Annotated in this window: 13 protein-coding genes and 1 tRNA gene; 9 read left to right on the top strand and 5 right to left on the bottom strand. The window is 48.2% G+C overall.

Annotation, left to right across the window (positions count from 1 at the left end):
- The first annotated feature begins 11 nt into the window (after positions 1 to 11).
- The 3 genes from ilvE (at position 12) to ACYUBO_RS06245 (ending at position 2,559) form a co-directional block, all read left to right on the top strand.
- Positions 12 to 875 (top strand): branched-chain-amino-acid transaminase, encoded by an 864-nt coding sequence (gene ilvE / locus ACYUBO_RS06255; RefSeq protein WP_460373143.1) that lies wholly within the window; start codon positions 12 to 14, stop codon positions 873 to 875.
- A gap of 100 nt (positions 876 to 975) precedes the next feature.
- A tRNA-Glu gene (locus ACYUBO_RS06250) sits at positions 976 to 1,048 on the top strand.
- Between the two features lie 170 nt (positions 1,049 to 1,218).
- Positions 1,219 to 2,559: an ATP-binding protein gene (locus tag ACYUBO_RS06245; RefSeq protein WP_460373142.1), complete on the top strand. Its 1,341-nt coding sequence runs from the start codon at positions 1,219 to 1,221 to the stop codon at positions 2,557 to 2,559.
- 75 nt (positions 2,560 to 2,634) lie between these two features.
- On the opposite strand, the gene ACYUBO_RS06240 is transcribed toward ACYUBO_RS06245, so the two are convergent.
- Positions 2,635 to 4,230, bottom strand: coding sequence for a tetratricopeptide repeat protein (locus ACYUBO_RS06240; RefSeq protein WP_460373141.1), 1,596 nt, complete (start codon positions 4,228 to 4,230; stop codon positions 2,635 to 2,637).
- Between the two features lie 65 nt (positions 4,231 to 4,295).
- Positions 4,296 to 5,213, bottom strand: coding sequence for a beta/alpha barrel domain-containing protein (locus ACYUBO_RS06235; protein ID WP_460373140.1), 918 nt, complete (start codon positions 5,211 to 5,213; stop codon positions 4,296 to 4,298).
- Positions 5,214 to 5,476: 263 nt separating this feature from the next.
- On the opposite strand from ACYUBO_RS06235, the gene ACYUBO_RS06230 reads away from it, so the two are divergent.
- Positions 5,477 to 7,057: an IS1634 family transposase gene (locus ACYUBO_RS06230; RefSeq protein ID WP_460373139.1), complete on the top strand. Its 1,581-nt coding sequence runs from the start codon at positions 5,477 to 5,479 to the stop codon at positions 7,055 to 7,057.
- 79 nt (positions 7,058 to 7,136) lie between these two features.
- Here ACYUBO_RS06230 and ACYUBO_RS06225 read toward each other — a convergent pair whose 3' ends face one another.
- From ACYUBO_RS06225 to thiC, 3 genes are all read right to left on the bottom strand, one after another.
- Positions 7,137 to 7,565 carry an Hsp20/alpha crystallin family protein gene (locus tag ACYUBO_RS06225; RefSeq protein WP_300330973.1) on the bottom strand — a complete coding sequence of 143 codons (429 nt, stop codon included), beginning with the start codon at positions 7,563 to 7,565 and terminating at the stop codon, positions 7,137 to 7,139.
- Positions 7,566 to 7,578: 13 nt separating this feature from the next.
- On the bottom strand, positions 7,579 to 9,975 hold the full coding sequence (locus ACYUBO_RS06220) for a CDC48 family AAA ATPase (protein WP_460373138.1): 2,397 nt from the start codon (positions 9,973 to 9,975) through the stop codon (positions 7,579 to 7,581).
- A 227-nt stretch (positions 9,976 to 10,202) separates the two neighbouring features.
- Positions 10,203 to 11,480, bottom strand: coding sequence for a phosphomethylpyrimidine synthase ThiC (gene thiC, locus ACYUBO_RS06215; protein WP_460373137.1), 1,278 nt, complete (start codon positions 11,478 to 11,480; stop codon positions 10,203 to 10,205).
- 175 nt (positions 11,481 to 11,655) lie between these two features.
- On the opposite strand from thiC, the gene ACYUBO_RS06210 reads away from it, so the two are divergent.
- From ACYUBO_RS06210 to ACYUBO_RS06190, 5 genes are read left to right on the top strand one after another with little or no spacing between them, the layout of a single operon-like run.
- Entirely contained in the window at positions 11,656 to 12,384 is a 729-nt protein-coding gene (locus tag ACYUBO_RS06210; protein ID WP_300334237.1) for an anaerobic ribonucleoside-triphosphate reductase activating protein, read from the top strand.
- Positions 12,338 to 12,886, top strand: a complete 549-nt coding sequence (locus ACYUBO_RS06205) for an AAA family ATPase (protein WP_460373135.1) — start codon at positions 12,338 to 12,340, stop codon at positions 12,884 to 12,886. Before ACYUBO_RS06210 ends, ACYUBO_RS06205 begins: the two co-directional genes overlap by 47 nt.
- Positions 12,883 to 13,653 (top strand): sugar phosphate isomerase/epimerase family protein, encoded by a 771-nt coding sequence (locus tag ACYUBO_RS06200; protein ID WP_460373133.1) that lies wholly within the window; start codon positions 12,883 to 12,885, stop codon positions 13,651 to 13,653. Before ACYUBO_RS06205 ends, ACYUBO_RS06200 begins: the two co-directional genes overlap by 4 nt.
- Entirely contained in the window at positions 13,653 to 14,585 is a 933-nt protein-coding gene (rnz, locus tag ACYUBO_RS06195) for a ribonuclease Z (protein WP_460373605.1), read from the top strand. The genes ACYUBO_RS06200 and rnz overlap by 1 nt, the downstream gene beginning before the upstream one ends.
- Positions 14,586 to 14,606: 21 nt before the next feature.
- Positions 14,607 to 15,812, top strand: a complete 1,206-nt coding sequence (locus ACYUBO_RS06190) for a magnesium transporter (protein WP_460373132.1) — start codon at positions 14,607 to 14,609, stop codon at positions 15,810 to 15,812.
- Positions 15,813 to 15,832: the final 20 nt, after the last annotated feature.

The raw sequence follows: 15,832 nt of genomic DNA, 5'->3' as shown, positions 1-15,832 counted from the left end.
AATACTCTTACATGGAAATATACATCGATGGAAAATTCTTTCCTGAAGGGGAGGCGAAGGTTTCGGTCTTTGACCATGGTTTCCTCTATGGTGATGGTGTTTTTGAAGGGATACGCAGCTATAATGGACGGATATTCCGTTTAAAGGAACATATCGACCGGCTCTATGACTCTGCCAAAATGATCGATATGGCTGTGCCTGTCTCAAAAGACGAATTTGCCGAAATTATCATCGAGACGGTCAGGAGAAACGGGGTTAAGAACGGATATATCCGCCCGATCGTCAGCCGTGGAGCCGGTACGATGGGACTTGATCCCCGCCACTGTCCAAAACCAACTATTGTCTGTATTGCAATGGAATGGGGTGCAATGTACGGTGATCTCTATGAAAAGGGTCTGACTGCCGTCACTGTTGCCATACGAAGGAATGCACCGGATGCCCTCCCACCCAATGTGAAGAGCCTGAACTATCTCAATAATATCCTCGCCAAGATTGAGGCAAACTACAAGGGCGGGGATGAGGCAATCTTCTTCGATGCACAGGGCAGGATATCAGAGGGATCCGGCGATAATATCTTCCTGGTTAAGAATGGGATCATCTATGCTCCTCATACCCTGACGAACCTGAAAGGAATCACCCGGGATGTCCTCATTGAGATTGCAGAGAAACTTGGCATCCAGTTGAAAGTGATAGAGCTTGGGTTCTTTGATCTCTATACCGCAGACGAGATGATCGTTACCGGAACTGCTGCTGAGATTGCCCCGATCGTGAAAGTTGATGGAAGGGCAATCGGCAGCGGGCGGCCCGGCCCCATCACCAAACAGATCATGGCCGCGTTCAAAACCATCACCGAGACCGAAGGCACTCCGGTCTGATTTGAGTATCAGAATAGAGAAAAAGCAGTCTGCTGGAGAGAGGTATATCAATATCTTTTTATTTCCAGAGGTCTACCTTGTATAGCACTTTTGTTGCATGGCTGATATAGTGTAGTGGCCAATCATGTCGGCCTTTCACGCCGACGACTGGGGTTCGAATCCCCATATCAGCATCATCTGCTTTTAAAATCAGTTTCATTTCTTTATATGTCCTATCTGGGAGTCTGGTACGTGGTATGACTTAATGCTCATCCCCCAGGTCTGTCGTCTACATACGATAAAATTCCGATTTTTTATCGTTTATAGACGATAGGTATATGAATACATATGTCAACTCTAGATCATGGATACCGTTGGCAAACTGAAGGCTGCGATCATTGAGTGGCAGGAGAGGGATCTTCCGAAGCTATATCGCCGGCGATCCAGCATACAGCTTGAACTCCCTCATATCAATGATATCATTGGCGTGAGGCGATGCGGAAAGACATATTTCATGTTTCAACAGATTGAGGAGCTGATCAATAATGGTGTTCCCAAATCCAGAATACTCTATCTCAATATCGATGATGACAGGCTACAGCCTCTGAATGGAGATGAGCTTGACCGATTAATCGACACTTTCAGGGAACTTTATCCTTGTGGAGATGATGAGAGGTTATACTTTTTTCTTGATGAAATACAGAATTTTCCTGGATGGGAACTGTGGATCAAGGGCATATATGATAGAAAAAGAAACCTCAAGATCATTATAAGTGGATCGAATGCATCACTCCTCTCTGAAGAGGTCGCAAACCGCCTCACCGGAAGGCACCTTTTAACCAGGATGTATCCTTTCAGTTTCAGCGAGTGTGTAGAGTACCATAACATCCCTGTTGATCTGAAAACACTGCCCTATTCAGAGAAGAGATCTGATATAAAGAGGTTATTTCATGAATATCTCATTCGCGGAGGATTCCCGGAGGTTATTCTCTATCCCTCGGCAGATGAAACCCTCCTGCTCCAATCATATTTTGATGATATCATCTTTCGGGATATCGTGACCCGGCATGGGGTGAGGAACCCTGCTCTTTTCAAGGAACTGGCTATCTTTTGTATATCCAATGTGGCAAAGCCTCATACCTATAATTCACTGAGAAAGCTCTTCTCAGGATTTCAAACGATCAGCACCGATGCAATAATCAATTATCTCTCCTATCTTGAGGATGCATTTCTGCTCTTTTCCATCAGGCACTATGATGACTCGCTCAAAAAACAGATGAATAAACCGAGAAAACTCTATTGTATCGATCCAGGTATGATGAACGCAGTTTCATTTCGGTTCTCTGAGGATATCGGGCGGCTGTTTGAGAATCTGGTCTTCATCCAGCTTTACCGAACAGGCCATGATATCTATTACTGGCAGGATGAAAAAGGACTTGAAGTGGATTTTGTTCTGAAGTCAGATCTGAAATCGTTTGAATTAATCCAGGTATCAATCGACCTCTCTGATCCATCGACACGAGAAAGGGAAATAAAGGGGCTTCTCTCTGCAATGACCCACTTTGGGGCATCTGATGCGCTTATACTGACCTCGGATTTATTTGATGAGGAGATACTATCTGGTAAAACGATCCGCTACCTGCCCCTCTGGTACTGGCTGCTTACAGAGGAAAAGCCAGGGGGTATGACTCTGCCGGATAACTGAATCCTTTCTGCATCGACCTGGCGGGTGATGAGAGTGATGCATTCCCCCACCACCTCTCAATACAAAAAGCCTTTTCTACTCATGTCTTCTTATTGCCCTTTCGGCTTTTAGTGCCTTCTTCTCACTACCTGCTGCCTTGTATGCCTGAATCAGGAGAGTATAGGGGTCAACCCCTATACGCTTCTTTTTCAGAAGCTTCTCACAGATTTCAACTGCCTTCTTCGGAGATTCTGTCTGAAGATAGATCCTTGCCAGGAAGAGGTCAGCCTCGTCCGGATCCATCTCACCTTGATGTATGTGCGCCTCTGCTCGCTTGTAATTCCTGTCCTGGACAAAGAGGTATGACTCGATAATCGTCAGTGCCTGTTTACATTTATATTCCATAAACAAAGATTTTTGGTCGAACACTTCGTCCATCCGGCTAAGATCGAGACCCAGTTCAATGAAGGTTCCGCTCATGTCGAGATAATTGCCATCACTGATATGATCCCTGAGATAGGAGAAAAAGAGTTCAATATTACCCAGTTCAATCACTTCTTCGGGGCTCAGTGCAAGTATCTCATCAGGTACCCTCTCATCTAGCTCTTCTAAAGAGGTATTTTCATCATCACGTTCATCCTCATAATAATCTTCGAGGAGCTCAGCTCTCTTCAGGAAATAACCGGTTTGATATTCCGGGGGTAGATCTTTTAATCTCTCATCAGGAATCCCGTGAATAATCCAATCTGCAATAATGAGGACACTGGAGTTTTTACTCTGCATGAGTCTCTCAAACTCATCAAGGACCCCTTCTTCATGCAGGATTGGATCATCGGCCCAGTTGAGGAGGTGAATGAGGGCAAATGCCTCCTCACCAATTGAAATTGCCTCCTCTCTCTGTACATCGATATATTCCACAAATATATCATCCAGCCTCTTTTCAACGTCCGCAAGAAAGCCATCAATTATCTCGACACTCCCAAAAGCAGCAGCAATCACCACAGTGAGTGGATCCCGTATATCCGCATCTTCAGTATCAGATCTGAAGAGCATGATCAATGAGAGGAGATTTTTGAGGTACGATGGTATGGCTTCGGTAAAACTGACGATTTCTACCTCCAGATTATCAGAGATTCCTGCTCGAAGAAGGTATCTGATACCTTCAATCTGCTCCCGGAATGATAGATTATGGAATACAGAATACCTATAGGGATGGTCCAGAATATCGTCTGTTCCGGAAGGTGGACGAAATAATGTTTCCTCCAGCAGATTATGCCATAGCTCTTTTGCTCCCTCATCATCTTTCATGAGAGTAAAACCAAGGAAGGCATATAGCCGTCGCATTAACTGTGGATCGTCATGCCGTTTCGTAAGGTTTGCTAATAATTTTTCATCATACTCTCCATCCCGTGAACGATCGACAAGTGCCTTTCGTATCATGCAGAGGGAAGAGTCACTAAAGAAGTAATCATCAATCAATATGCTGTACGCTGACCTATGATCCCCGATGGACTCATAGAGTGATGACAGGGCAAGGGTGACTTCGCGGCAATCGGGATACTCTTCAAAGGTTTCAGCGATGATCCCGATCAGTCTTTTCTTCTCGTCAGAAGTGAGATGATCATTGGTGAGATCAAATGCGGGCCCAAAAAAGTGAAAATGATCGGGATCACTGAAGAAGGATCTGCTCATGCAGAGATGGTAAGACTCCCTTTGGTTTTATTATATCTAAGAGGTAGAGAGGGAAAGTTCTCTCTTTACTCCCCACTATAGATCTTCCATGCCTCGTCCACATCAGCCCCTTCAATCGTAATAGCGAAGATTGCATTTGTGAACCGGACGGCTGCATCAAGTCCTTTCTGATGGATGTTCCTGCCGGTTGCATTTCCTGCCGCTCCTCCGGAATGGATCTGGTCATAGAGTTCTGTTAAGAACTTCTTTTCATCGATGGAGGAGCCTCCTGCACAGACCACCTTCGTTCTGCCAGCTGCAAGAACAGCCTCTTTCAGGAGATCAGAAGAATTATGACCCTCTTTCTTCGGAGCATTCACCTTGACATAATCTGCACCAAGTGCTGCGGCAACTCCCGCTGCACCTGCGATCAGGTGCGGATCTTTCTCGTCTTTAACCGCTGCTCCGCGTGGATAGATCCAGAGCACAACAAGCATCCCGTTTTTATGTGCATCCAGGATCACCTGCTGCGCCTCACGCATCATCTCACTCTCGTATTCTGATCCGATATAGATCGTATAGCCAACCGCTGTGATTGCGAGTCCCGTCCTGTCACGGAGATCCACAACATCCTGGACCGAAACAAGGAGGGGGCTGTAAGGGTCCTGCTGGGAGGTCTTGACCAGGTGCGTCTTTGAATTGAGTTTCACGAGATAGGGGATATCCGGGAAATCCATTCCATACCGGACGATAAGTCCGTACTGTGTTGCAAAGACACCAACTTTTCCCTCTGAGGCGATTTTGAAGAGGTGCACAGGGCTTGCATCATCTTCATGGATATCCTCGCCAAAGAAGTCGTCATTGAGGTGCTCGACCTTCTGGTCGCCGGCAAAGAGCATCAGGCGCCCGGTACCGCGTGTTATCCTCTGGTAGTTTGCGATGAAGGTATCAACTGCCGCAAACGGTACATCCAGTGGAATCGAGAAGACATCTTCTGCAGTCATACCCAGAATATCATCCCGTGCCTGATTAATGGTTGCGGATTGTTCAGGCAACAATCAGCAGGATGGAACTGCTCTATGAACCATGAATATAAAACCGGAATGAAAAAAATTGTAATTAGTGTAAACCTGAACTCCCGGTGTTTGTAGGCACTGGATCACACTAAAATCTTTCATAATCATTCATTTACCCATTATCTCTTCGATATACCCTCATAACCGAAAGTACTTTATACTATCATGTGCCTATATTGTGTGGGCACGCCATGGAGCCTATTCGAAGGATCAAAAAAACAGGCGGAAGAGAATACTGGTACGAAGAAACACCCTATTACGACCCAGTATCAAAGCAGACTCGATACAAAAACTCCAAATATCTGGGTCGGAATATCGATGGAAAACCCGTCCGTATGCGGGATGCACCACAAGAAGTCAAAGATAAGCTCAAGAAAAATACTCAACCCATAACGATTCGATCTGCCTATGATCATGGCTCAATCATGCTCCTTACGCAGATCATGCATGATCTGAAACTGGATCAGTACCTTCATGAGATCCTCAACGACTCCGATGCGGCAATGGTGACTGCACTTGCAATGAACCGTATTGTCCGACCTATGGCAATGAAAGATGTCGGGACATGGTATGTCGGAACCACCCTTGCCCTTGATTCACCACAGAGGTCTATTACCGGCCAGAGGATCAGTGAACTGCTTGCTCGAATCGGAACCAGTACTGTTCCGCAGCAACTGATGGCAAGACTCCTGGAAGAGAACAGGACAAAACGAACACTGATCTATGATATCACCAGTCTCTCCAGCCATTCTTCCCTGATGAACCTCCTTGAATACGGTTATAACAGGGATGGCGTGTCACTTCCCCAGATTAATCTCTCACTCATCATGGACAAGGAACTTGGTATCCCGGTGATGTACGATCTCTATCCAGGGAGTATTACTGATGTCACAACGCTCACTGGAACCCTGAAGAAAATTGCCGCATATGGCGTGAAAGAGTATACCGCCATTATGGATCGTGGATTCTTCAGCCAGCATAACCTTCTGGAGATGCTGGAACAACAGATTTCATTCATTATCGCTGCAACGATCCAGCTGAAGGAAGTGAAACTCCTTCTCACCGAAGCTCAGCGGGATATCACCAATGTTGAATACCTGCAGAAGTTCAAAGACAGGACGCTCTACGCAAAGCCAGTGACACTCCCGCTTGAGTCCTCTCAATTGAAAGGGTATCTCTTCTATGATCCAAAACGGGAACTCGAGGAGAAAGAATCACTCACCAGCCGCCTGATTGATATCAGAGATAAACTGGCCACTGTCAGGCTGAAGAAGGAAAAACCTGCATATATCAGGTTTTATGAGATAGCTGGCAAGCTTAAGAATTTTTTCGATTGGAATGTGGTTGATGATCGGATTGAGGCAACCATTCGGCAGAATGCTGTTGCACAACGGATGAACAGAATGGGGAAGTTCATGGTGTTTTATTCAGGAGATGTTGACTGGTTGACTGCTCTGTCTCTGTACAGGGAACGTGATGAGATCGAGAAGGAGATAGAGATGATGAAGTCGGATTTGGATGTTCTCCCACTGAATACACATAAGGACAGTACCACAAGCGGTTTCATCTTTGTTGTGTTTGTGGCGTTAATTATCCGCACCAGATTGCTGGGAATGATGAAGGATGCAGGGTTGCTGAAGCACTATTCTGTCAAGAGCCTCTTGCTGGAGCTCAATATGCTCAAAAAGATCACTCTTGCAGATGGGCAGGTGATGACAACTGAGATGACAAAGAAACAGCGGCTCATTCTTGAGGCACTTGAGATCATGTGACTATGTTTTCCGGGAGTTCAGGTGTAAAAGGAGGAGGGGATCTGCTTCCAGGACATTTTTCCCCGTCCTGCCCTTCTGATTATTCGAGATGGATGACCTGATGGCCTTTATCCGAATCTTTCCGGCAGATGATCTCAAGGACACCGTTGATACAGCTCATCCTGATGTTATCAGGATCGACCTGTGGGAGATCCACCACGGCAATCGGTTCTCTCCTCTCATGTGATACGATATGGAGACGGCCACCCTCAAAGAAGATCCTGATCTCTTCAGGATCATATCCTGAGACATCAGTTGCGATGATCAGATCGTCATTAATCTCATAGACCTCAACTGCATGCTCCTCTTCGTCGAATGGTGTCTGGCTGATGTTCACAGGGGAGCCGTTGATAACCACACGGAATCCCATAACCCGTGGGGATGTCAGATCAACGTCCATTGACTCTGCCATGATCTTCCTGACCGCATCAATCAGTTCCCTGTATGCATCTGATGGTGGTTCATTCATTCTTCTTTCACACTCATTTCTCTTCAGCCATTAGTTTTTCCAGTTCTGTTGTTTGTTCCCTGATCACATCAAACTGTTTCCTGCCGGATGTCACAAGATTGCGGATTTTATCTGCAGCAGCTGCAATCGTCTCACCTTTCTCAAGGAGGAGCGCACGTTTTGCAACATTCAATGCCTTTTCCAGGATCTGCCTCTGCTCCTCGTTATAGAGGAACTCCCATGACTGCCGTTCGGCGGACTCGATCGCATCGCTGTCAAGGGATGGCTTCACCCGCTCCTGTGCCCGCCTGATATGATCCTTGGTGACACGAATATTCTCCATCGCATCTTTCATCTCAATCTCGCTTCTGCCTCCCATCTTTGATATGAAATCACGGATTGCATAGAGCTTTGCTTCACGGACAAGAGCTTCGATATCAGCACCGACAAACCCTTTTGTCTCAGCAACCAGTGTGTCAAGATCGATATCTTTTGCAAGCACACCTTCTTCATCCTTCAGGTATACCTTGAAGATCTGCTTCCTTCCCTCATCATCTGGTGGCGGGACAAAGATATGGCGTTCAAGCCGCCCGGGACGCATGAGGGCAGTATCCATCATATCCGGCCTGTTGGTTGCACCAATGACAACCACGTCCTTGAGTTCTTCAAGCCCGTCAAGTTCCGTTAAGATCTGGCTGACCACACTCTCGGTGACATGGGAGGATCCGGTGTAACTTCCCCTGCGAGGCACAAGCGCATCAACTTCATCAAAGAAGATGATGGATGGCGATGCCTGCCGTGCTTTTCTGAAGATCTCCCTGACACCTTTCTCGGATTCGCCGACCCATTTGGAGAGGAGTTCGGGTCCTTTGATTGATATGAAGTTGCACTCGCTCTCGTTTGCCACAGCTTTGGCAAGGAGCGTCTTTCCGGTGCCGGGAGGGCCAAAGAGGAGGATCCCTTTTGGTGGCTTGGTTGTGAGTCTCTGGAATATTTCCGGAAACTTCAGCGGCCATTCCACTGCCTCCCTCAGCTCTTCTTTAACATCTTCAAGGCCGCCGACATCGCTCCAGTGGATGTCTGGCACCTCGACAAGCACCTCACGCATTGCACTTGGCTCAACATGTTTCAGTGCCTCATCGAAATCCTCGCGGATAACTTTCAGCTCATCCAGAAGCTCGGTTGGGATATCTTCATCCACATTGATCTTCGGAATGATCTTTCTGAGTGCATGCATCGCCGCTTCCTTGACGAGCAGTGACAGATCTGCACCCACAAAACCATGGGTGATATCTGCGAAATGCGAGAGCTCAACATCATCTCCAAGTGGAACCCCGCGGCTGTGAATCTGGAGGACTTCGAGCCTTCCCTTTTTATCAGGAATTCCAATCTCGATCTCACGGTCAAACCGCCCTCCACGCCGAAGCGCAGGATCAATTGCATCCGGAAGGTTTGTTGCGGCGATGACGATCACCTGTCCGCGGCTCTTGAGCCCATCCATCAGGGAGAGGAGCTGTGCAACAACCCGCCGTTCCACCTCCCCTTTCGTATCTTCACGTTTTGGTGCAATGGAGTCGATCTCATCGATGAAGATGATCGTCGGCGAGTTCTCCTGTGCCTCATCAAAGACTTCGCGGAGCTTGCCTTCGGACTCACCATAGTACTTGCTCATGATCTCAGGGCCTGAGAGCGTGATGAAGTGGGCGTCCACTTCACTGGCAACTGCCCGTGCGATCAGGGTCTTTCCGGTTCCTGGTGGACCATAGAGCAGCACCCCCTTTGGTGGCTCGATTCCAAGCCGCTCAAAGAGTTCCGGGTGCCTGAGCGGGAGCTCAATCATCTCGCGGACGAGTTGAAGCTCACGTCCAAGTCCGCCGATATCCTCATAATGGATATCAGAGAAACCTTCTTTTCCTTTCTCTCCTTCATAGGGTGTTTCTTTCAGCTCGATCTCTGTGTCTTCGGTGACAATGGCAATGCCCTTTGGGCTCACTTTTGAGATGACGAAGGTGAGTGGGTTTCCAAGTACATTTACCCGGACAGTCTGGCCTGCGGATACAGATCTGCCATGAAGCATTCGTTTCAGGTATTGTTCCCCGCCTACAAGCCGGATTGCCTGAGTCGGCTGGATAACAACCTTTGTTGCATATCCTGCATCCAGCTTTTTGATCCTGACCTTGTCATCAATACCGGCACCGGCATTGCTCCGGACGTTCCCGTCGATCCTGATCACCGCACGGCCTGTATCTTCAGGAAAACCCGGCCAGACGATGGCAGCGGCTTTCTTCTTACCAGATATCTCGATCACGTCGCCTGAGACCAGGTTCAGCTGTTTCATCACATCGATTGAGAGACGGGCCATTCCCCGTCCGGCATCGCCATGAGCCGCCTCTTTCACTACAAGATCCATGTAATCCTTATCAGTTGTCATAATGAGTACCTCTGACTTACCATACGTTAGTGTTGTTTAATATTTATAGTTTTCTCTAACTCAGAGATCTTAACGATTGTTTTCTTCTGATCATCTGCAAATTCCCTCCTGAATACAAAAAACTACTGTTTGATCTGAATAGCCCACTATTGAGATACAGAAAAATCCCGTCAATAATTCACGACAATGGAAAGACGGAGATAAAAAAAGTGGTTTGGATGAGAGATTTAGAAATTAAAGTGTTTGCTGACGATCTTCAGTGCACAGAAGTCTCCGCACATGGTGCAGGCATCTGTGTCAGCAGGAGATCGGCTGTCACGGATATGGCGTGCCCTTTCAGGATTCATTGCAACAGCAAACTGGCGTTCCCAGTCGAGATCGCGCCGTGCATGCCCCATCTCAAGGTCGAGTGCACGGGTTTTCTTCAGTTTGACCATATCGCCTGCATGTGCTGCAATCCGGGATGAGATAACACCTTCATAGACTTCTTCTGGTGTCGGGAGTGCAAGATGCTCTGCCGGGGTGACATAGCAGATGAAATCCGCACCGGCAGCAGATGATGCGGCGGCACCGATTGCAGCCACCCGGTCATCATATCCGGGTGCGATATCGGTAACAAGAGGTCCGAGCATATAGAATGGCTTCCTGTTTGTGACTCTTTTCTGGAGCTGGACATTCGTCTCGATCTCATCAAGCGGGATATGTCCCGGCCCCTCAATGATCGTCTGGACACCAAAGGCATTTGCCTTGTCTGCAAGCTCTGCATTGATCAGGAGCTCCTGGATCTGTGCACGATCGGTAGCATCGTGGATTGCGCCTGCACGCATCCCGTTCCCAAAGGAGAGGGTGACCTCATGCTCTTTCAGGATCTCAAGGAGATAATCAAAGCGGCGGTAGAGCGGGTTCTCCATCTCATTATGAAGCATCCAGGCGGTCATGAATGCACCCCCACGGGATACGAGACCTCCGTGCCGGCCCTGATTCTGGAGACGCTTCATCGTCTCCCAATTGATCCCGGTATGGATTGCCATGAAGTTTGTTCCAAGCTTCGCCTGATCCTCTGTTGCCTTGAAGAGGTCATCCTCATCCATATGCACCACGGCACCCTTCTTACGGGCTGCTTCAATGAATGCCTGGTAGAGGGGAACCGAGCCGACAGAGAGTGTTGTATTCTCGATGACGCGCCGACGAATTTCAAGGAATTCGCCGCCGGTTGAAAGCTCCATCAGCGTATCTGCTCCTGCGAGTTCTGCCTGACGTGCTTTCTCGATCTCCTCTTCAATATCTATAATATCAGATGATGTACCGATTGAGGCATTGACCTTGGTTCTGAGCCCTTCGCCTATTCCGCAGATCTTTACATCGCGGTACGGGCTGATCGGAATGGTGATATGCCCGCCGGCAACACCGCGCCGGACATAGTCTTCTGTCACGCCTTCTGCCTGTGCAACGATCTTCATTTCGTCTGTGATGATGCCGCGTCTGGCATCTTCCAGTAAAGTCATAGGAATTGGTATGATAAAATACCTGATAAATCCTTTTATTTCAGAAAATTAGGGCAAAATTACTTTATTTCTAAACAATCAATATTGTTTTACCTAACTTGGATTCATTTGTTTTTTGTCTATGAACATACTTTAATGCAAAATCAGACCATATACAGAAGAACCCGGTGATCATGTGCAGGTAAATTATGGTGGTTTTATTCCAATCAGCACAGTGGACTGGCCAGGCCGTGCTGTGTGTACGCTCTTTCTCAGGGGATGTCCGGTCAGGTGTGATTACTGCCATAACAAACAAATTCAGGATGGCAGAGATTACCGCCCAATCGATCAGGTATTCGAGCAGATTCGATCGTCCCGGATCGCGGTATCGGGCGTTGTCTTTTCCGGGGGTGAGCCGACCCTCCAGGGAGATGCCCTCTGTGAACTGGCCCGATTATCAAAACAAGAAGGATTGCTTGTCGGTCTCCATACAAACGGTGTCTTCCCGAAGGTTATTAAAAAACTCCTGGATGAACACCTGGTGGATCATCTGGCACTTGATATCAAGGCAAAATGGAATCGTTATGACAACCTGCTTCGAGAGCGGTATTCTGCTGCGGTAAAAGAAACACTCAATATCTGCAAAAACGCATATCATACAGGAGAACTTCCGGAATTTCAGGTCGTCGTCACCTTATTCCGGGGTTATGAAGACGAGGTCAAATATATATCACGCGAAGCTGAGGGGCTGGAATTTGTTCTCCAGCAGGGAGTGTTTGGTATGGTTCCCCCCCTCTCCTCAGATGAACTAAAGGCAATCGCAGACTGTTTATGTCGACCGGTAATTATCAGAACACGTGAGAACGGAGAATTTCACTATGAAGGTACTAGGATTGGTCGGACTACCGGCGAGCGGCAAGGGTGAGTGTTCAGCGGTTGCAGAGGAACTCGGGATACCGGTTATTGTCATGGGGGATCTCATCAGGAGATATGCAGAAGAAGCGGGGCTTCCTGCAACCGATCAGCATCTCGGCACTATTGCGCGCCGCCTGAGAGAAGAGCGGGGAATGGCCGCTCTCGCAGAATTGACTGTTCCTGCGGTCAGGGAACAGAAAGCCCCGGTTGTCCTCATCGACGGTATCAGGGGAGATGCCGAGGTTGAACTCTTCAGAAAAACGTTTTCTGACTTCACATTGATTGCTATTGACTGCCCGTTTCAGATTCGGCTTGCACGCCTCCGCAGTCGCGGGAGATCCGATGATATGGTGAATGAGGACGATCTCCTCTCCCGTGATGAGCGGGAATGTGGTTTTGGACTGGTGCATGCAATGGATGGTGCTGATATACGGATAGATAATACAGGTTCTCTTGAGGAATGTCGTGCCGGGATTGAAAAGATCCTGAAAACTATTGGGAGCAGTGTATGATCTCGGGATATTACTTCTCTTCATCATCAAAAGTCTGGGATGATCCAAAGTGGGTTCATGGGATCGAAGAACTGGGGTATGATGGCTGGGAGATCTCGGCAGATGGGAATTACCGGCTTGATGATCCGAAAAAAAGAGAACGGATTGATGAGGTGCTTGCCAGTACAAACCTGGGTATTACGGTTCACGCACCATATGGCGATCTGAATCTCGCCTCGATGAATTATCCGATCTGGCGTGAATCAATCCGTCAGATCTGCCTCTGCATCCAACATGCAGCAGATCTTACCGATCGGGTTACGATTCATCCGGGATATCTCTCCCCTCTTTCAAAGCTTGATGCCGGACGTGCATGGTCGCTTCAGAAAGAAGCGCTTGTTGAAATCGGGGCTATTGCTAAAGAATATGGCGTGCTTGCCTGTCTTGAAAATATGATCTCGATAAAGGAGTTTCTCTGCCGTGATCCCGGGGAGCTTTTCGGGATGATTGAGGGGATCGATGGTATTGGCGTAACAATTGATATCGGGCATGCAAACACGACCGGAACCGTGGATGAATTCTTAAAATATCTTCCAAAAGCCGATCATCTCCACCTTCATGACAACCATGGCACTTCCGATGAACATCTCTCACTTGAGAGGGGAACAGTGAACTGGGGCCGAGTGTCACGTGCGCTCCTTGACTCATATTCTGGTATTGTCGTTATTGAAGGACGTGATCTCACTGAGGCGGAAGAAAGCCTTGCTGTTGTTCGGGGGTGGCACTAATCGCCGGAGAAACACTTCATGTCCATTTTCTTGGAACCGCTGGTGCACTTCCGACACCCCAGAGGAATCCATCATGCCTCATGATCAGGAGGGGATCTGACACTCTCCTCTTTGATTGCGGTGAGGGAGCACAACAACAGATGATGCGTGTCCGGACCGGTTTCACCGTCGATGCGATCTTCATCTCCCACTGGCATGCCGACCATTACCTTGGAATATTTGGTCTTCTTGAAACAATGGGATTCAATGGGAGGCAGGATCCAATCCGGCTCTATGGGCCCCGCCGCATCCATGAGATCGTCTCAATAATCAGGCAGTTAAACCAGGGCCTTTCATTTCCAATTGAAGCACACGAACTTTCAGATGGCGAAGAGATTCTCTTTGACGGATATCAGGTGATTCCTTTTACCACCCGTCATGGTTGTGAAAGCTTTGGTTTTATTCTGGTGGAGGATGAACGTCCGGGGCGCTTTGACCGTGAAGAGGCGATATCGCTTGGAGTCCCGCCAGGTCCGCTCTTTGGCCGTCTTCAGCGTGGAGAAACGGTTACTATCAACACCTCCGGGGATCAGACAACCATCACCCCGGATCAGGTTATGGGATCCCCGCGACCCGGAAGGAAGGTCATCTATACCGGGGATACCCGCCCGCTGAGGGAATGGCCGGAAACAGCTGCCGAATCCGATCTCCTGATCCATGATGCAACATTTGACGACCTGGAAAAAGACCGGGCAGATGAAGTTTTCCACTCAACAGCTGGCCAGGCAGCCATTGCGGCACAGGCGACCGGCGCCAGGCGACTTGCCCTTGTGCATATCAGTTCACGATACACATCAACAGCAAACCATATACAGGATGCAAAACGACATTATCAGGGCGAAATTCTATTTCCAAATGACTGTACTATGATTGAGATACCATTTCGGGACTGATTACTATGGAGGGAATTACTGATGAACCAGCTGATAGAGGGCCTCAGCCACCGTTATCGCGATCTGCTGACGGGGCTTCTTGCCCTCATCATCACCACGCTCGTGGCATCAGTTGCAGGCATATACCTTGGGTCAGTGAACGAGCTGCTCATACTGATCCCGGGTCTCATGATTCTTGTCCCCTCCTCGATCAATATGCGGGGTGCGATTGCAGGAATTCTCACCTCGCGTCTTGCATCATCGATGCACCTCGGTGCATTTGATATTAATTACCGCCGGGGATCGGTTCTTGGCGACAATCTCCGGGCAACGTTTATTCTCACCGTCCTGATAGCAGCAATTGTCGGTATCATCGGCTTCATTATCGGAAAAGCAGCCGGTCTCGATATTATCACCGTCCATGAGATGATTCTGGTATCAGTTCTTTCAGGAACGGTTGCCGGGGTGATTGTAACACTGATTACCCTTCTTGTAGCGCTTGGATCTTACCGGTATGGTCTTGATCTCGATATTGTGGGCGCTCCGACTGTCACAACTGCCGGAGACGTGATCACTCTCCCTCTTCTTGTGACATCAGCAGTGATTGTCGTCAATCTTCCATTATCCTGGCAGTTCATCCTCTTTGGTATTGTTCTCCTGCTGGTAGTTGTCAGCATCGTCGGAATCCTCCGGGGAACAGATACCATTCAATCAATTATCAGGGAAGGGCTCCCCCTCCTGGCTCCGCTCTGTATCCTCGGAACGATAGCCGGCGTGATCTATACGGAAGGACTTGAGGATCTCGTGGCAACTGCCGCCTTGTTGATCATCATTCCACCGTTTATGAACGGATGCGGGGCGATTGGAGGGATCATCTGTTCCAAGCTTGCCACCGGGATGCATATGGGAGAGATAGAGCCACGACTCATTCCCGGGCGGGAGGTATTCTCCGGCTTCCTTGATAATTACCTGTATGCACTCATTATTCTGCCTCTCATGGCAGGGATTGCTCATTTGGCAGCATTGATGATGCACCTTGATACACCAGGACTCTTTCTGATGGTCGCTATTACAACCTTTTCAGGACTGATAGTTGTAACCGGGCTGAATATTCTGGCATATGTTACCGCAAGTGTATCGTTCTCATCAGGCTATGATCCCGATAACTTTGGGATACCTGTTGTAACAAGCAGTATCGATCTCATCGGGGCAAGTGTCCTGATCCTGGTGATCCACCTGTTGCTATAGTGATAAGTAGTGAAAGATAA

The organism is Methanocalculus sp. MC3 (assembly GCF_054767395.1).
The sequence above is the reverse complement of the archived record's forward strand: the minus strand, read 5'-3'. Positions and strand labels throughout refer to the sequence as shown.